This is a genomic window from Streptomyces sp. NPDC002853 (assembly GCF_053591915.1).
The window spans coordinates 424,078-441,542 of the sequence record NZ_JBSFUS010000003.1; the positions used below are offsets into that span (position 1 = coordinate 424,078).

Genomic DNA, 17,465 nt, shown 5'->3' on the forward strand with positions numbered 1-17,465 from the left:
TCTCGTACGGTGTCGCCACCCCGGCCGGCCGGACGGCCGGCCCGGTCAGCCCAGTTGGACGCGCGCTATGGTCTGCAGCTGGTCGGCCTCGCCGCCGAGCAGCGCCCGGCAGCGGAAGCGCTGGATCTTGCCGCTGGGTGTCCGCGGCAGGTGGCCGCGCTCCACGAAGACGCACTCGGAGAGCGCGATGCCCGACTTCTCCCTGGCCACGGCGGCTGCCTGGTCGGCGATGAGCGCGAAGTCGGCGCTGCTGCGCTTGGGTTCGAGCAGGAGCACCAGCTTGGAGACGCCCCCGCCGGCCATGTCGACGAGCGCCGAGCAGCCCTTGCGGACCGGGCCCATCGCCTCGACCGCCGACTCGATCTCGCTGGTGTAGACGTTGCGTCCGCCCACCGAGATCAGGTCGTCGGCCCTGCCGACGAAGTACACCTCTCCGTCGTGGACGAAGCCCAGGTCACCGGTGTGCAGGACGCCGTCGTGGAACCGCTCGGCGGTGCGCTCGGCGTCGTTGAGGTAGCCGGATGCCAGGCTCGGCGAGTCGACGCGGAGCTCGGAGACGCGGTCCGGGTCCTTGGTCGTCACCGTGACGCCGGGCAGCGGGGGCCCGTTGGAGACGAGCCGGGTGGCGCCCGGCGCGTCCGCGGGGACCTCGATGATGCGGCCGTCGAGCAGCGCGGGGCCGTCGAAGCTGCGGGTGACTGGGGCCTCGCCGAGCGGGGAGCAGGAGACCGCGAGGGTCGCCTCGGCCATTCCGTACGCGGGCATGAACGCCGTGGCCTCGAAGCCCGAGGGGCCGAACGCGGCGACGGTGGCCTCCAGGGTCTCCCCGTCGACGCGTTCCGCCCCCACCACGCAGACCTTCAGGACGAGGGGCTTGGGCAGCTGGTTGCGGCCCTGGGCGCGGGCGGCCAGGTGCAGGGCGGTGTTGGTGCCGGCGGTCATGGTGGCGCCGTACTCGGACATGTCGCGGAACCAGGTGCGCGGTGCCATGCCGAACCGCTCGGGCGACGACAGGACGAAGTCGTAGTCGAAGGCCCAGGCGTGCAGCATGGTGCCGAAGATGCCCATGTCGTGCGAGAGCGGCAGCCAGGAGGCGATCGTCTCGGCGCCGGGGCGCCCGCCCGTCATCTCGTGGAGCATGTGCAGGTGGGTGCCGATGGCCCGGGTGCTGAGCTCGCAGCCCTTGGGCAGGCTGGTGCTGCCCGAGGAGTACTGGATGAAGGCGGTGTCCTCGGGGCCGGGCGGTGTCGGTTCGATGCGCTGGTCCCCGTACAGGGACGTCCAGTTGAGGACCGGGAGCTGAGCGGCGAGCTCCACGGGGACGAGCGGCGCGAGGCCCTCGTCGACGAGGAGCACCGTGGGGCCGAGCCGCTCGGTGAGCAGGCTCAGTTGCGCGCCGTACTCCTGCGGGCTCTGGCCGCGGGCCGGCAGCGGGAACGAGGCGACGGCCCCGCCCGCGAGCCAGACCCCGAGGAGTCCGCGCAGGGTGTGCGCCGAGTTGGTCAGGACGGTGGCGACCCGGCTGCCGGGGCCGACTCCGGCGGTGCGCAGGGTGGCCGCCATGCCGTGGGCGTCGTCGACGACCTCGCTCCACGGGGTGTGCCCGAAGCCGTCGTCCTCCTGCCAGTGGTGCAGGACTCCGTGGGATTCGTCGCGCAGGAGGAGGTCCCAGAGTCCGGTGCCGGTGGTTGCCATGGTCACTCCACATCCACGAGGGAGAGGTCGTTGCCGCCGCGCGAACGGTCCGCCATGGGCGCGATCCGCTGCTGGCTGACCAGGAGTTCCTCCTGGCTGAGCTTGGTGCCGTTGACCCGGCTGACGCCGGCCTCGCGCATCGTCATCCGCTCGGTGTCGATGCGAATGACCTTCCAGGCGAGGCGGGTCTTCTCCAGGCTCCAGATGAAGATCGCGGAGAGGTCGACCTCGTACCACTTCATGCCGTGCCGGGCGGAGCGCGGGAACGCGTGGTGGTTGTTGTGCCAGGCCTCGCCGAAGGAGGGCAGGGCCAGCCAGGCGACGTTGCGGGAGTGGTCGGTCGTGGTGAAGCGGCGGCGGCCGAAGTAGTGGCCGATGGAGTTCACCGCGTACGTCATGTGGTTGATGAGGAAGATGCGTACGAGGCCGCCCCACAGCATGCCCGTGAACAGCGCCTGGACGGAGCCGCCCGTGATGGCGAAGGCGAGCAGGCCGGGCAGGACGACGCCGGCGGCGACGACGGCCACGAAGTTCTCGCTGAGCCAGCGCAGCGGCTTCTCCCTGACCAGGTCGGGGCAGTAGCGGATCGGGTCGGAGCTGAGGTCCTCGTCGAAGAGCCAGCCGAGGTGGGCGTGCCACATGCCGGCGATCGCGCCCTTGAAGCCGGGCTCGAAGCCCAGGTGCGGGCTGTGCGGGTCGCCTTCCTTGTCGGCGACGCGGTGGTGCTTGCGGTGGTGGGCCGCCCAGATGATCGGCGGGCCCTGTCCGGCGAGGACGCCCGCCGTGGCGAGGGCGACACGGACCGGCTTGTACGTCTCGAACGAGCGGTGGGTCAGCATGCGGTGGTAGCCGGTGGATATGCCGATCCCGGATATGACGTACATGACGACCGTGACCAGGACGTCGGTCCAGCCGAAGATGTGGTTCCAGGCCAGGACCATGGCGGCGCCGAGCGCGAGCAGTGGCACCAGGGAGGCCGCGAGCATGTACCAGCGGTGTTCCTTGCCGTCCATTTCTTCCCCTTACTTTCGTTGGTCTTCGACGTCAGACACCCGAGGCGTCAGACACCCGATGTGGTCTCCGGGTCGAATTCGGTGCGGAGCGCGGGCAGGACGAGGGAGAGGAGCGCGGCGCACGCGGTGAGCACCGTCCCGACGAGGAACACGGTGTGGAAGCTCGTCAGGAGGGCGTCAGGCATGGCCGCGCCGGACGCGATCTCGTCGTCGAGGCGGCTGCTCGCCAGGGTGGCGAGGACCGCGAGGCCGATGGCGCCGCCGATCTGCTGACCGGTGTTGAGGACCCCGGAGGCCGCACCCGAGTCCGCCTTCGGCACACCGCTGACGGCGGCCACCACCAGCGGCACCATGGCAAGCCCGTAACCGGCGGCGCAGAGCAGCAGCGTGGGCAGGATGTCGGAGGCGTACGAGGCCTTGAGCGGGGTGTTGATGAGCAGGCCGAGTCCGGTCGTGGCGGACGCGAGGCCGAGCAGGCAGAGGATGCGGCTGCCCAGCTTGGGCAGCAGCTGGATCGCGATGCCGGAGAAGACCGCCATGGTGATGCCGAAGGGCGCCCAGGACACTCCGGCGCGCAGCGGCGACCAGCCCAGGAGGTTCTGCATGTACTGGGTCAGGAAGAAGAAGATCCCGTACAGGCCCGACGCGGCGAGCAGCATGATCACGTTGGCCGCGGAGATCTGCCGGCTGGCGAAGATCCCGAGGCGGATCAGCGGATCGGGGGCACGCTGTTCCCTGATGACGAAGGCCACCAGGAGCAGGACGGAGCCGATGAGTCCGGCGATGGTGGCGGCGGAGCCCCAGGGGCGGTGGTTGGTGCTGATCACGGTGTAGACGAACAGCAGGAGACCGCCGGTGATCAGGACGGCTCCGATGCCGTCCGTCGCGGGGCGCTTGCCCGGGGCGCCGTCCTCGCGGTCGGCGAGGGCGGGCTTCAGCGCGAGGGCGAAGAGCAGGACACCGACCGGGATGTTGATGAAGAACACCCAGCGCCAGTCGACGAGATCGGTGACGATGCCGCCGAGCAGCACACCGGAGACTCCCGATATCCCGGTGAGTCCGCCCCAGATGCCGAGCGCCTTGCGGCGTTCCTTCGCCTCGGTGAAGACGGTGATCAGGATGGACAGGGCGGCCGGGCTGAGCAGCGCCGCGCCGAAGCCCTGGGCGCCGCGCGACACGATCAGCATCTCGGGAGAGTTGGCCAGGCCGCAGGCGAGCGAGGCGGCGGTGAAGACCGCGAGGCCGGTGAGGAACACCCGCCGTCTGCCGAAGAGGTCGGCACAGCGGCCGCCGAGCACCAGGAAGCCGCCGAACAGCAGCATGTAGGCGTCGACGACCCAGGCCAGTGAGGCCCGGTCGAAGTCGAGGGTGGTGCGGATCGACGGCAGCGCCATGGCGACGACCGTGTCGTCGATGATGACCATGAACTGTGCGCCGCAGGTCACCGCGAGCGCGAGCCCTGCCGCCTTGGTTGCCGCGCCGCCGGGTACGGCTGCCGCGGGGGACGAGGCGGTTCCCCTGCCCATATGCCTTCTCCTGTTCGCCGAGCTGTGTGGGGGTGCTTCGTGGGGTTGTGTGCCGGGGGTCAGGAGGCCGCGGCCTGGGCGACGACCCGGTTGAGGCGGTCCATGCGCGTGGCCAGGCTCATCCGGCCCTCCAGGCGGAAGGCGGGCAGGCGCCGGCCGTCGACGTCGTCGAAGCCGTACTCGTCGGCCAGGTCACCGGTGGACAGCACCTGGCCGGAGCGGCTGAGCACGTCGGGGTCGGCGGCGAGCGCGTTGATCGCGCGGCCCACGTACTCGGGCGAGTGGACGACCGCGGCGGGTCCGTCGCCGAGCGCTTCCCAGGCCGCCTCGACCCGCTCGGTGCGGACGAAGCCCGGGTGCAGGGAGAGCGCGGCGATCTTCTTCTTGCGCAGGTCGGCCGCGAACGCCTTGCTGAGCCGGTCGTTGGCGGACTTGAAGACGTCGTACGCCGCCTGGCCCAGGTAGGTGTCGCCGTCGGTGAAACCGATGCCGACGATCAGCCCGGTCTTCCCGTCGTCCTTCCCGAACATCAGCGGCGTGAGAAGGCGCGTGATGTCGTACTGGGCGCGCAGCGAGCCCTCGCACAGTTCGTAGCGCCACATCGGCTGGTCCCAGTACGGGGCGTCGAAGCGCACGTCGCTGGAACGCTCGTAACCCGCCCAGGCGTTGTTCACCAGGAGGTCGAGCCTGCCGTGGTCGGACCTGACGCGGTCCGTGAGCGCCTGGTTGTCCTCGGTCGACCGGTGGTCGCAGCGCACCGCGATGCCGGTGCCGCCGCGGGCGGTGACCTCGTCGGCGGTGTCGTCGACCGTGCCGGGCAGGCCTTCGGTGCGGCCCTCGGTGCGGGTGCTGCGTCCGGTGACGTACACCGTTGCGCCGGCGCTGCCCAGGGCGAGGGCGATCCCGCGGCCCACGCCCCGGCTCGCGCCGGTGACCACGGCGACGGTTCCGTCGAGCCGCGGGGGCTCCCACTGCTCGTTCACGGGGTCAACGGGGTTCACGGGGTCCACGGTTGCGTCCTCTCTGATCTGACGGGCTAGCTGAGGTGGGCGGAGGCGTATTCGAGCGTCCGCTGGTAGGCGTCCGTGTCGTGGACGAAGGGGACCTGGTAGCGCTCGCGCAGTTCCGGCATCGACGTGGGGAGCACTCCGCCGCCGCAGCGGGTCACCTCGCTGACGTCCCGCAGGACGGAGAGGTACGAGCGGGCCAGCGGAGGCAGCCTGCGCAGTTCCTCGGGGTCCAGGGCGTCGGGGTCGGTGACCGGGGGCGGGGTGAGGGTGCGGCCGAGGCCCGCCGCGTGCTTGGCGCACACGTCGACCGCGGCCTCCATGTCCATCGCCTCGTCGCCGTACGTCACCCAGAACTCGCCGCTGGTGTCGCCGAGTTCGACGGCCGCGAGCACGGCCTTGGCGAGCAGGTCCTGCGGCACGATGTCGATGCGGTTGCCCTCGTGCACCGGGATGAAGGGGGCACGGCCGCGGCAGATCCAGTCGGACATCAGCTGCACGATCTGCCCGCGCGAGGTCCAGCCGGTCCGCGAGTCGCCGATCAGGTTGGTCGGCCGGAACACGGTGTGCGGCAGGCCGCTGTCGCGCAGCAGCTGCTCGGAACGGAGCTTGGAGCGCACGTAGTTGGTGGTGACGTTCGTGTCGCTGAGCTTGTACGGGGCGTTTGCCGAGAGCGCGGCCACGAAGGCGGTGCTCATGAAGTGCACGGTGGCGCCGGAGAGTTCGGCGAACTCGATGACCCGGCGGGTGCCGTCCACGTTCACCGGCTTGTAGCGCTCGTCGGGCAGACCCCACTCGGTGAGCCCCGCCGAGTGGATGACGGTGTCCACGTCCCGGACCAGCGCCCGGTAGCTGTCCTCGTCGAGGCCGAAGCGCGGCTCGGCCAGGTCGGCGTCGAGCACGTGCTCGGTACCGGCGGGCAGGGCCACGCCGCCGGGCCTCGCCATGGAGATGAGCCGGATGGGCCGGCCCGGCATCTCCTGCAGGATGGCGCGGCCCACGACGCCGGACGCGCCGGTGAGCAGTACGGTGCGTCGCTCGCTCATGCCCGGGACTCCTTCCACTCCATGAGGCGTGTGGTGGCGCGGGCCCCGACGTAGAGGAACGGCTCGGGCGGGAAGTCGCGCTGCTTGCGGTGCTTGTCGTCCACGTACAGGAGGCGCGCGTACTCGGAGTCCTTGCCGAGCACAAGGTCGCGCAGGACCTTGCCGCCGGTGTGCGTGGCGGCGATGCCGTTGCCGTTGAAGCCGTACCCGTAGAAGACGTTGCCGCCGGGCAGTGACCCGAAGTGCGGGGCGTAGTCACGGGTGACGTCGACGGTGCCGCCGTACGTGTAGGTGAACTTGAGGTCCCGCCACATGGGGAAGAACCGGCCGAACTCCTTGTGCAGCTCGCGGTAGGCCCGCGTCTCGTTCATGCGGCGCCGGCGCATGTCGCGGCCGTAGAAGTACAGGGCGGGGCCGCCCGCCCACATCAGGCGGTTGTCGGCGGTGAAGCGGGCGCAGGTCAGGAAGGTCTTCGCCTCGACGAGACCCTCGCGGCCCTCCCAGGCGATACGGCCGAGCTGCTCCTCGGTGAGCGGTTCGCTCACCATCGCGTAGCTCCAGATCGGCACGGTCTTGTTGCGGAACGCCTCGAAGGTGAACTGGTGCGCGTTGGCCGCGATGATCACCTTGTCGGCGGTGATACGGCCGCCGGGGGTGACGACCGTGGGCCGCACTCCGCGGTCCACGCGCAGGACCGGGGTGTTCTCGTAGACGGTCACCCCGCGCTCCTTGACGACCCGGGCCACGCCACGGGCCAGGCGGAACGGGTTGACCAGGGCGCCGCCGGTGCGCATGGCGCCCAGGATGGCGGGCGAGCCGATCAGCTCCCGCGCCTGCGGTCCCGAGAGGAGCTCGGGCTGCTCGCGGCCCGCGATGGTCGTGGCGAGCTCGCGGTCCGCGCGCAGACGGCGCAGCTGGGCCTGGTCGGTGGCGACCATCAGGTAGTCGTTGGCCTCGTACTCCGCGTCGATCTTGTTGCGGCGCGTGAAGCGGCCGATCTCCAGGATGGAACGCCCGACGGCCTGCGAGGCCTCCAGGGCGCGGCGGGTGCCGAACTCCTCGACCAGGGCCTGGATGTCCTTGCCGATGGTCGGGGTGACGAAGCCGTCCGCGCGGCCCGACGCCCCGTAACCCGAGTGCTTCGCCTCGACGATGCGGATGTCGAGCGCGGGCTCGGCCTCCTTGAGGAAGTGCGCGGCCCAGAGGCCGGTGTAGCCGCCGCCGACGATGGCGACGTCACAGTCGACGTCGTCCCGCAGCGGTGGTTCGGGCGTGACGGACTCCGTCTCGTGCCAATAGACGACGTTCTTTCGGGTGCTCACACTCAACGCCCCTTTTCGAGGATGATCCTCGCGAGACCCAGGTGCCGGTTCTTGAAGTGGCGGACACTCGCGCCGAGATAGTTCTCGTAATTGACGACGTTGTCCTCGCCCGAGATGCGTACGGCCGCTTCCCTGTTCTCCTGGAGTCGCCGCAGCCATTCCGCGCAGGTCCGGCTGTAGTGGTCCGGGTCATTGCGCAGGGACACCACATCGAAGAGCTTTTCGCTGGATTCGATGACTTCGGAGAGCGCCGGGATCTCCGACTCCGGGAAAATGGTCTCGATGATGAACATGAGCTCACGCACGGTGGCCTTGTCCATCACGGTGTTGTTGCCCTTGATGTTGGTCTGCAGGGCGATGCGGCCGCGCGAGGGCAGCCATTCGTAGCAGCGCTCGAAGAACTCGCGGTAGGCCGCGATCCGTTCGGCCCTGGTCAGCCCCGTCTTCGCGAAGTGCTCGAACGCGCCGATCGAGATGATCGCGTCGTAGCCCTCCGTCGGCTCGTGGTTCAGCCAGTTCTCCACCCGGATCTCGGTACGAGCGATCCCGGACGCACGGAGCAGTTCGGCCTGGCTGTCGCTGAGGGTGAGACCCGTCGCGTGCTGCACGCCGTAGATCCCGGTGAGGCGCTTGAGGAGGCTCCCCCAGCCGCAGCCCACGTCGAGGACCCGGCCGGCGCCCGCCGCCCTGGCCCCCTCGATGAGGTAGTCGAGCTTGCGGGTCTGCGCGGCCTCCAGGTCGTCGGCGGTCGTGGCGAGGCCGGCGAGATCGGCGCCCGACTCGTCCCACAGGGCGCAGGTGTAGGTGAGTGAAGCGTCCAGCCACAGGCCGTAGAAGTCGTTGGAGACGTCGTAGTGGTGCCGGATCGCCTCGGCCGTGGCGCCCTGGTAGGCGACGGTGCTCATGCGGCGGCCGCGGTCTGGGTGGACTCGACCAGCTTGACCAGGTCACCGACGGTCTTGACGTTGGCCGCCTGGCTCGGGTCGAGCTCGATCTCCGCGTCGTCCTCGACGGTGTAGACGATGTCGGCGATCTGCAGGCTCGAAAGGCCCACCGAGTCGAACGCCGTGTCGGCGTTGAGCGTGAGGCCGGACGCCTTGTTGCCGAGCTTCTTGGCTATGAGGGCGCAGACGGTTTCAACGGTGATCACGATGGTTGTTCCTTCCGGTCGGTGCGATGTGCGGTGAGCGATTGACCAGAACCTAACTACGGCCGCCCTCCCCGGACATGACAGAGCGGTATGGCAGATCCCTGCCATACCGTGGGCCGGCCCGGCTGACAGGGATGTGCCACTTGCCCGCGGTGGACCGCACGGCCTGCAATAGCTGGACCACCGCCTGGAAAGAGGGACGGTCCATGAGAAACCAATTCCGCGTGGTCGACTTCATCGTCGACTTTCTTCGCCGGCAGGATGTCGGGCACGTATTCGGAGTCGGTGGCGCCAATATCGAAGACCTCTACGATGCGATTCAGCACGCGGAATCGAGTGCGGAATCCGGTCCGGGCGCAGGACCGGGCGCCGGTCCGGGATCAAGCCTCGGCTCCGGCCCGATCGGCGTGGTCGCCAAGCACGAGTTCTCGGCCGCCACCATGGCGGACGGCTATCACCGCGCCTCCCAGCGCATACCGGTGATAGCCGCCACCTCGGGCGCCGGGGCCATGAACCTGGTCCCCGGGATCGCCGAACTCAGGGCCTCGTTCGTGCCCGCCCTCGTCCTGATCGGGCAGCCGCCCACCTCACTGGACGGGCACGGTTCCTTCCAGGAGACCAGCGGGCTCGCCGGGTCCATCGACGCGGAGCGGCTGTTCGGCGAGATCGCCGTGCACTGCGTACGTGTCGAGGACCCGGAGTCCATCGTCGAGTCGCTGCCGCGTGCCCTCGCGGCGGCGCTGGACCCGGCGGCGCCTGGGCCGGCCGTGCTCCTGCTGCCCAAGAACGTGCAGCAGGCCGTGCTGCCCGCCTGGGACGCTCCGGGGCGCCCCGAGGTCGCCGTACGTGAGCTCTCCTCGGCGGCCGAACGCGAGCGGGCCGTGACTCTGTTGCGCTCGGCCGGGGAGCGCCAGGGCGTGGTGGTGATCGCCGGCGAGGCGGTGGCCAGGGCGGACGCGCGGCCCCAGCTCGCCCGGCTCGTCGAGGCGCTCGGGGCACGGGTCGCCGTGGCCCCGGACGCCAAGGACGTCTTCGACGACCGCGACCCGCGTCACCTGGGCATCGCCGGGGTGATCGGCACCGCGGACGTGCAGGAGGCCCTGGAGCAGGCGTCCGCCGTGGTGCTCGCCGGCACCCGGCTGCCGCAGATGGCGGGCGCCGGACTGCACGACCACCTCAAGGGTTCACCGGTGGTCTGCGTGGACCCGCGGCCGCCGTTCCTGGAGCCTCACGAGGACCTGGTGCGGCTCACCGGCCCTCTGGGCGACGAAATGACCTTACTGGCACAGGAGTTGACGTGCAGGGGCGCGGGAGCACCGGCAGCCTCCGGGGCGGACGTCCGGCCCCTCGCGGTCGGGGCGGTGCCCCCGCCGCCGCCTCCGGGTGGTCTCGCGCACTCGGGCCCGCTGGACATGCGTGCCGCCGCGATGGTCGTCGGCGACGCGCTGCCCGCGGGAGCCACCGTGGTGAGCGACGCGGGCAACACCGGCGCCACCGTGATCCACCACGTCGGGGTACCGGCCAACGGGCGGTTCATCGTCGCCATGGGCATGGGCGGCATGGGCCACAGCTTCGGGGCCGGCATCGGCGCCGCGTTCGCGACCGGCAGGCGCACCTGCGTGTTCGCCGGTGACGGGGCGTTCTTCATGCACGGCATGGAGGTGCACACCGCGGTCGAGCACCGGCTGCCCGTCACCTTCGTGATCTTCAACAACAACTCGCACGGCATGTGCCACACCCGCGAGCAGCTCTTCTACTCCGGCGACTACACCTACAACCTCTTCCGCCCGGCCCGGATCGGCGAAGGCGCCGCCGCGATGTTCCCCGGCCTCGACGCGGTGACCGCGACGACCGCGGACGAGCTGCGCGCCGCGCTCGCCCGCGCCGAGACCACCGGCTCGCCCGCACTGATCTGCGTCGAGACCGACCCCACCGAGATGCCTCCGTTCCGTCCCTTCCAGCAGCACGCCATGGCCGTCGGAAAGAGCCGGCCCAGCAACCAAGGAGTCGTACCAGGATGACCACCGTCACGAGCACGGAAACCACCACCGCCGCCTACGTCGCGCCGGAGCCGATCCCCGCCGACCTCAAGGACGTCCCCGGGCTGCTCCGCTGGGAGACCACGCCGCGCGAGGAGGCCCTCGCGCAGGCCGCGCAGATGACCAAGGAGTCGTTCACGTACGACGAGGTGTACGGCAAGTTCGTCACCGTCCACCAGTACATCGACGCGCCCCCGCAGGACGTCTACGACTACCTCACCAACGAGCGCAACCTGAACGAGTACACCTACAGCACCCGTGACTTCGCGCCCACCGAGACCCCGGGCCTCTACCAGGGCCGCGACACCCTCCTCGACGACGAGACCAAGATCTTCCTGCGGATCGACGGCGACCCGCGTGCCCTCACCGTCGACATGAAGTGCGCCTGGGACCAGGGCGAGGAGCTGTGGATGGTCTACATCCACCGCATCATCGACGCGCAGACCGTCCTGAACAAGCCCGGCTCCGTGGTCATCTGGACCAACTGCCGTCACCCGTACTACGACAAGAACCCGCACCCCGAGCTGGCGTCGAGCCCCGAGCGCCCGTGGGTCGGCGACATGTGGAACCTCTTCTACGCCGGTCACCAGATAGAGATCGACAACATGAAGAAGATCCTGGAGCTGCGCAACGGCAGCACCGGCGCATGAGAGCCGTCAGTCTGCTGGAGCTCGCCTCCTACCTGCCCGGGGAACCGGTCGGCACGGAGTACTTCCTCGAACATCAGGAAGGCGCCGGCGACTTGGCCGGTCACACGATGTTCAAGGCGCCGCGCACCCGGCACCAGGTGTCCAGGGACGAGACGCCCGCGGACATGATGGAGAAGGCCGGTCTCGTTCTGCGGGACCGGATCGGGGACGACGCCCTGCGCGCCGTCGACGTGGTGATCACCAACTCACTGCTTCCCGAGGTGCCGTTCACCGGGCCGGGGGCGGAGGTCGCCCACCGGCTCGGCGTCAGGGCCGAATGGGTGCTCGACGCCCACAACGGCGGCTGTGCGTCCTTCGTCCATCTGCTGCGCCTGGCCCGTGCGTTGATCGGCTCGGGCCAGGCCAGGTCCGCGCTGCTCTTCAACGTGCAGAACAGCGCGGGCCCGGTGATGACGCAGCCCGACGTGCGCAGGCTCCCCGAGGCCGTCATCCCCGGTGACGGCTGCGGCGCCGCCTATGTGGCGGCGTCCGACGAGTCACCGATCCTCGGCATCGAGGTCGCCAACCACGGCGAGTACACCCGGGACTGCGGCCTCGCGCTGCACGACGGGCGCAAGTACTGGGAGGCGGGCGCCAGCCAGATGCACGTCGGGTTCACGCCCGACAAGGTCGCCGACATCGTCGAGCGCGGCAACCGTCTGGTGCCCGAGGTGGTGAACCGGGTCTGCGAGTCGCTCGACCTGAAGACCGACGACCTGGATCTGCTGATCACCAACCAGCCCAACCGGATGTTCCTCAAGCAGTGGCAGGAGCGGCTCTCCATCGGCCCCGACCGCCATCTGGACACCTTCGACCGGTTCGGGAACCTCTTCGGCGCGGCCGTCCCCATCACCCTCGACCACGGCATACGCGAGGGCCGGGTCGAGGACGGCAGCCTGCTGATGCTGGCCGGCTTCGCCCACGCCGGGGACTTCGCGGGAGCCGCAGCCGTGCACTGGCGGGCGGGAGGTGCGCGGGGGTGACCCACGGGCCCGGGGGCGGTTCGCGCCGCCCCCGGTCCTCCCGCAGATCACGGCAACTCGCCTGACTTTCGAGGAGAGTCCATGACCCGCCCCAAAGCCGTCGTCATCGGTGCCGGCATCGGTGGCCTGACCACCGCCCTCGCCCTGCACCGACGCGGCTGGGACATCACCGTCCTGGAACGCGCCCCCACCCTGGCCCCGATCGGGGCCGCCCTGACCCTGGCCCCCAACGCACAGCGCGCGCTCGCCGCCCTCGACCTCGGTGCCGAGGTCACCGCCCTCGCGGCGTGGCAGGGCGACGGCCTGATGTGCGATCCGCGGGGCCGCCCGCTGACCCGCACCCACAGCTCGGCCGTCACCGCCCGGTTCGGCGGCCCCCTGGTGGTCCTGCGCCGCAGCGACCTGGTCGACCTGATCGTCGACCGGCTGCCCGAAGGTGTCCTGCGCACCGGCGAGGCGGCCTACCTCACGGACGCGGGATCGGCCGTCCGCAAGGCGCACGTCAGCAGCCCGCAGGGGGTGTACGAGGCGGATCTCGTCGTCGCCGCCGACGGCGTGCACTCCAAGACCCGCGCCATCCTCTTCCCCGGCCACCCCGGCTCCGCCTACGGCGGCTGGACCGTGTGGCGCATCCTCGCGCCGACACCCGGCCCCGGCTTCGTGCCGCACGAGTCGTGGGGCGGCGGCCTCGTCTGGGGCAGCCTGGTCCGGGACCCGGACAGCGTGTTCATCTACGCCTGCGCCGCGACCGAGGAGGGCGGCCGCTCCCCCGACGGCGAGAAGGCCGAACTCATCAGGCTCTTCGGCGACTGGCACGATCCCGTGCCGACCCTGATCGGCTCGGTCGACGAGCACGACATCCTGCGCCACGACGTGCATCACATGGCCGTGCCGCTCGGCTCGTTCCACCGGGGCCGCACCACGCTGCTCGGGGACGCGGCGCACGCCATGGTGCCGACCCTGGGGCAGGGCGCCAACATGGCGATCGAGGACGCCGTCGTCCTCGCCCACCACGCGGTGCCAAACTCGCATCCCTTCGCCGCGCTCGCCGCGTACGACCAGGACCGCAGACCGCGTACGACCGCGATGGTGCGCCGCGCCGAACGCATCCTGAAGCTGACGTCGCTGCGCTCTCGGGCGGCCGTCGCCACGCGCGACGCGGTCTTCAGGGCCGCATCGAGGGCCGTCCCCGGCCTGCTCCTGCGCGGGTTCGACGGAATCGCCGACTGGCATCCGCCGACCGTGCGCATCCCGGTGGCCGAGCGCCACCCCCTATGACCCGGGCGGCCCGCCGGCCGTCCGTCTGCCCAACACCCCTGCAGTAACGGCAGAACAACCCCCAACAGAAGGAAATTGACTGTGCGTCACATTCTCAAGGCCAGCACCGTTGCCACCGCCGCCCTGTTCGCGGGCGGGATAGCCCTCGCCGCCCCCTCCGTCGCGGCCCCCACGGCCTCCCAGACCGTGACGGCTTCGTACGACTGCGGCAGCTACGGCGTCTCCGACCTGACGATCGAGGCCTCGGCCGCGGACGGCGTCGGCTCCGTCAAGATCTCCACCAGCAGCGGTCTGGCCCCGGTCGACATCCCGGCGAACTCCATCACCGCCACGCTGCGTCTGGAGCGCGCCGGGGGCGGCACGGTGGACTTCACCGGCACCGCCAACGACGCGGCCGCCGCCGGGCAGCCGGTGACCATCGGCGCACTGACCGGTGCGGTGTCCGCGGGCGACAGCCTCGACTCGTACATCCCGGCCGCCGGCTCCGCCGACGCCTCGCTGAGCCTCAACATTCTCGGCAGCACCAACACCTGCAAGGCCGTCTCGAAGCAGACGCCGGGGCCGATCGTCTTCTGATCCGCTGCTCCACACGCACACTCCCGGGGGCCTGACTGTGCGCACAGTCAGGCCCTCGCGGCCGCCCGCCCGCCGTCGGTCCCGTGCACCACCACCGGGGCCGTGGCATCCGCGGGGCGGGCCAGCGCGGCCACACACCCCTCCCCCACGCTCACCTCACGCACCGCCCAGCGCTCGACGCCGCCCCGGCCCGTCCGCTCCACGACCGCCGACTCCTGCCACGGCCGCACCGCCACCCCGGCGAGGTCCGTCCCGAGGCCGACGCCCCAGGCCTTGGCCACCGCCTCCTTCCGCACCCAGCAGCGCATCAGGGCGTCGTCCCGCGCCTCCCCCTCGCCGGCGTCCTCGACATGGGCCCGCTCCTGCGGCGTGAGCGCGCGGCGGAACACCGCCTCGGCCTCGGGGGCGCTCCGGCGCTCCAGGTCGACGCCGACGGGCACCCCGTACGACAGGGCGAGCATCCACCACGCCCCGGAACGCGACACACCGCAACGCCACTCGGAGCGCGGCAGGCGGACGTACGGCGGACCGTGGTCCCGGCTCCCGCAGCCCGGGCAGCGCGCGACGCCCCAGTGCACCGCGGACGGCCCGACCCCGTGCCAGCGCGCGACCGTGCGCCGGATCGCCGCCCGGGCGCCCGCGTACCGGGCCCGCGTCACCTCGTCCGTGAAGGCGTCGAAGCGGTGCCTCTCCCGGTCGTCCAGGAGCGCCACGTCCTGGTCGGCCGCCGTGTCGGACACCTGCCCCGCCCAGATGTGGACGCCCGCGCGCCCGGCCCCGCTCATCACCCGGCCTGCTGGATGGCGCGTACGACGTGCACCCGTGAGCCGCACTCCAGTTTCTGCATCACCACGCGCAGATGGTTGGTCACCGTCCACTCCGAGATGCCGAGCTGCCTGCCGATCTGCCGGTTGGTCATTCCCTCGGCGACGAGCAGCGCGACCTCGTGCTGCCGTGGAGTGAGCCCGTGCGGGGCGGCGGGCCCGGTCCGCGAGGACCGTTCCTCCTTGGGCGCGGGCGCGAACAGGCCCGCGATCAGGGCGCTGTGCGGCGAGACCTGGCGGGCCTCCAGACGCAGCCTGCGCAATGCGGCCGGGTCGAAGCCCTGGTGCAGCCGGTCGGCCACGGCCCGCAGCGCGACGCCCTCCTCGGAGACCAGCGCGTGCTGCCGGCGCAGGGCCTCGGCGTGGGCGAGGACCTGGGCGAGCGCCTCCCGGTGCTCCTCGTTCCCCGGCCCCACGGCGACGATCACCATCGTCTCCAGGGCCTCGGCCGCCTCCACGGGGCCGCTGGTGCCCATCAGGAGCCGGATCGACTCCCGCACGTTCACGTACGCCTCCGGGGAACGGCCGAGCAGTCGGCGCACCCGGGCCAGCGCGTTGAGCAGGGCGGCACGGACCACCACCGGGGACCACGGGTCCCGCCAGAACTCGGCGACTTCGGGCTCCAACTCGGCCGGTGCGCACGGCAGTTCGGCCAGCGCCTGCAGCGCTGGGCGTTCCGCGTCGGGGTCGCCGTGTCCGGCGCGCAGGAGCGACTGCGACCGGCGGGCCAGCGCCGCGCCGTACACATCGCCCACGGCGTCGAGTTCCCTCAGCGCGGATTCGAGCAGCGCGGCCGCGGCCGCCGTCTCGCCCCTGCGCCGCAACAGCTCCCCGGTGTGCGCCGCCACCCGCGCCCGGACCGCGGGGAGCCCGGCGGCGGCGACGGCCGCCCGGTCGAGCGCCGTCTCCGCACGCTGCCGCTCGTCCCGGCCGAGTGCCCAGCGGGCCACGGCCATCAGCGCCTCGGCGGCCAGCGCACCGTCGGCGCACGCCGCCGCGGAGGTCTCCATGACGTCCACCGCGTCGAGGCCGAGCCCGTGGCCGAGCAGCGGGCCCTCCAGCGCGGTCAGCATGCGCAGCACCCCCGCGTGGTCGCCGCGCGCCCGCAGATGGGCCGTGGCCTTGCGCAGGTCGGGCAGCCTGGCCTCGACGGCCGCGAGGAGCTGGCCCATGTCGCGCCCCGAGCGCAGCCCGTCCGCGAGCACGGCGGCGAAGGCCGTGCAGTGCGCCGCGTGCCGGTCATGGGCTCGGGCCAGCGCGTCCGGATCGGCCGCCAGTGCCTGGTGGTAGTGGGCGCGCGCCATGCGCGGCAGCCGGAACTCCGGCTCGCCGTCCGGGCCGCGCCCGCTGAGCAGCAGGCTCTGGTGGACAAGCGACTCGATGCCGGCCACGGCGTCCGACGGGCCCGTACCGGCCGCCCGGCGCACCTCCGCGAGGCCGAGCGGCGCCTCGAACACCGCCAGTGTGGCGAGGAGTTCACGGTCGGCGGCGCTCTGCCCCTGGGTGGCCCAGCCGAGGGCGCTGCTGATGCCGTCGTGCCGGGCCGACGCGTCCCGCAGCCTGCGCCGTCCGATGGGTTCGCCCCTGCCCAGCCTGTCCAGGACGGCCTGGGGGCCTTCGGCGCCGACCGCCTCCGCCGCCAGCTCGATGGCAAGGGGGATGCCGTCGAGTTCCCGGCACAGCTCCGTCACCGCCGACTGCGCCTGGGCGCCGTCGAGTCCGGCGCGGTGGCGGGGGCTCACGTGATCGGTGAAGAGCTCCTCGGCCGGTGAACCCACGCCTGTGGGCAGCGGCTCCGTCACCAGGACGCGTTCGGCCCGGATGTCCAGGGAGACCCGGCTCGTGACCAGGATCCTCAGCCGCGGGCAGGCCCTGAGCAGGGCGGAGATGTCCAGGGCCACCCGCGCGGCCACCGGGTCGCAGTTGTCGAGGACGAGCAGCGTCTGGCGCGTGCCGATCCGTGCGGCGGCCGCCCTGACGGTGTCGACGCCGACGCTCGACCAGACCGCTGTGGCCCCGGCCGATTCGGCGAGGTCCGTCCAGAGGAGGGGCGCGCCCGCGGCCCTGGTCCGCGCGATCAGCGCCGCGTGGGCCAGATGGCTCTTGCCCACTCCGGCCGGCCCGGTCAGTGTGATCAGGCGTTCCTGGGGCTGGGCCAACAGCCGCTCCAGGAAGGCGAGTTCGCTCTCCCGGCCACGGATCACGCCGAAGCCGTGACCCATCAGGCGGTCGGCTTCCGCTTCCGCCGCCACACCGCCGCCCCCCGACACCGCCGGGATCACGACCTCGTACTCCCGCTCTGGTGCAAACATCTCCG

15 protein-coding genes are annotated in these 17,465 nt (G+C 71.5%); 5 read left to right on the forward strand and 10 right to left on the reverse strand.

All coding sequences use genetic code 11. From position 1 onward, the window contains the following. Window positions 1–45: 45 nt before the first annotated feature. From ACWD02_RS09840 to ACWD02_RS09875, 8 genes are read right to left on the reverse strand one after another with little or no spacing between them, the layout of a single operon-like run. Entirely contained in the window at window positions 46–1,695 is a 1,650-nt protein-coding gene (locus ACWD02_RS09840; protein WP_451206797.1) for an AMP-binding protein, read from the reverse strand. 2 nt (window positions 1,696–1,697) lie between these two features. Further along, on the reverse strand, window positions 1,698–2,708 hold the full coding sequence (locus ACWD02_RS09845; protein WP_451206800.1) for an acyl-CoA desaturase: 1,011 nt from the start codon (window positions 2,706–2,708) through the stop codon (window positions 1,698–1,700). 47 nt (window positions 2,709–2,755) lie between these two features. Continuing rightward, window positions 2,756–4,234 (reverse strand): MFS transporter, encoded by a 1,479-nt coding sequence (locus tag ACWD02_RS09850; protein WP_451206803.1) that lies wholly within the window; start codon window positions 4,232–4,234, stop codon window positions 2,756–2,758. Between the two features lie 59 nt (window positions 4,235–4,293). Further along, window positions 4,294–5,235 (reverse strand): SDR family NAD(P)-dependent oxidoreductase, encoded by a 942-nt coding sequence (locus tag ACWD02_RS09855; RefSeq protein WP_451206806.1) that lies wholly within the window; start codon window positions 5,233–5,235, stop codon window positions 4,294–4,296. Between the two features lie 35 nt (window positions 5,236–5,270). Continuing rightward, window positions 5,271–6,287: an SDR family oxidoreductase gene (locus ACWD02_RS09860; RefSeq protein ID WP_451206809.1), complete on the reverse strand. Its 1,017-nt coding sequence runs from the start codon at window positions 6,285–6,287 to the stop codon at window positions 5,271–5,273. Next, the gene (locus tag ACWD02_RS09865; protein WP_451206811.1) at window positions 6,284–7,609 is read right to left on the reverse strand and encodes an NAD(P)/FAD-dependent oxidoreductase; all 1,326 of its coding nucleotides are present in this window, start codon (window positions 7,607–7,609) and stop codon (window positions 6,284–6,286) included. The genes ACWD02_RS09860 and ACWD02_RS09865 overlap by 4 nt, the downstream gene beginning before the upstream one ends. Window positions 7,610–7,611: 2 nt before the next feature. Continuing rightward, entirely contained in the window at window positions 7,612–8,514 is a 903-nt protein-coding gene (locus ACWD02_RS09870; RefSeq protein ID WP_451206814.1) for a class I SAM-dependent methyltransferase, read from the reverse strand. Further along, window positions 8,511–8,759 (reverse strand): acyl carrier protein, encoded by a 249-nt coding sequence (locus ACWD02_RS09875; protein WP_363209012.1) that lies wholly within the window; start codon window positions 8,757–8,759, stop codon window positions 8,511–8,513. The genes ACWD02_RS09870 and ACWD02_RS09875 overlap by 4 nt, the downstream gene beginning before the upstream one ends. Window positions 8,760–8,965: 206 nt before the next feature. On the opposite strand from ACWD02_RS09875, the gene ACWD02_RS09880 reads away from it, so the two are divergent. The 5 genes from ACWD02_RS09880 to ACWD02_RS09900 all read left to right on the forward strand — a co-directional run bounded on the left by ACWD02_RS09880 (window position 8,966) and on the right by ACWD02_RS09900 (window position 14,324). Continuing rightward, entirely contained in the window at window positions 8,966–10,780 is a 1,815-nt protein-coding gene (locus ACWD02_RS09880) for a thiamine pyrophosphate-binding protein (protein WP_451206818.1), read from the forward strand. Beyond that, window positions 10,777–11,448: an SRPBCC family protein gene (locus ACWD02_RS09885; protein WP_451206821.1), complete on the forward strand. Its 672-nt coding sequence runs from the start codon at window positions 10,777–10,779 to the stop codon at window positions 11,446–11,448. The genes ACWD02_RS09880 and ACWD02_RS09885 overlap by 4 nt, the downstream gene beginning before the upstream one ends. Continuing rightward, window positions 11,445–12,470, forward strand: coding sequence for a 3-oxoacyl-ACP synthase III family protein (locus tag ACWD02_RS09890; RefSeq protein ID WP_451206823.1), 1,026 nt, complete (start codon window positions 11,445–11,447; stop codon window positions 12,468–12,470). Before ACWD02_RS09885 ends, ACWD02_RS09890 begins: the two co-directional genes overlap by 4 nt. Window positions 12,471–12,551: 81 nt before the next feature. Continuing rightward, entirely contained in the window at window positions 12,552–13,748 is a 1,197-nt protein-coding gene (locus ACWD02_RS09895) for an FAD-dependent oxidoreductase (RefSeq protein ID WP_451206826.1), read from the forward strand. Window positions 13,749–13,829: 81 nt separating this feature from the next. Beyond that, window positions 13,830–14,324 carry a hypothetical protein gene (locus ACWD02_RS09900; RefSeq protein WP_451206829.1) on the forward strand — a complete coding sequence of 165 codons (495 nt, stop codon included), beginning with the start codon at window positions 13,830–13,832 and terminating at the stop codon, window positions 14,322–14,324. Between the two features lie 47 nt (window positions 14,325–14,371). Here the strand turns inward: ACWD02_RS09900 and ACWD02_RS09905 are convergent, their stop codons facing one another. Further along, window positions 14,372–15,109 (reverse strand): 4'-phosphopantetheinyl transferase family protein, encoded by a 738-nt coding sequence (locus tag ACWD02_RS09905; RefSeq protein ID WP_451206832.1) that lies wholly within the window; start codon window positions 15,107–15,109, stop codon window positions 14,372–14,374. Next, window positions 15,109–17,460 carry a LuxR C-terminal-related transcriptional regulator gene (locus ACWD02_RS09910; protein ID WP_451206835.1) on the reverse strand — a complete coding sequence of 784 codons (2,352 nt, stop codon included), beginning with the start codon at window positions 17,458–17,460 and terminating at the stop codon, window positions 15,109–15,111. The genes ACWD02_RS09905 and ACWD02_RS09910 overlap by 1 nt, the downstream gene beginning before the upstream one ends. Between the last annotated feature and the right edge of the window lie 5 nt (window positions 17,461–17,465).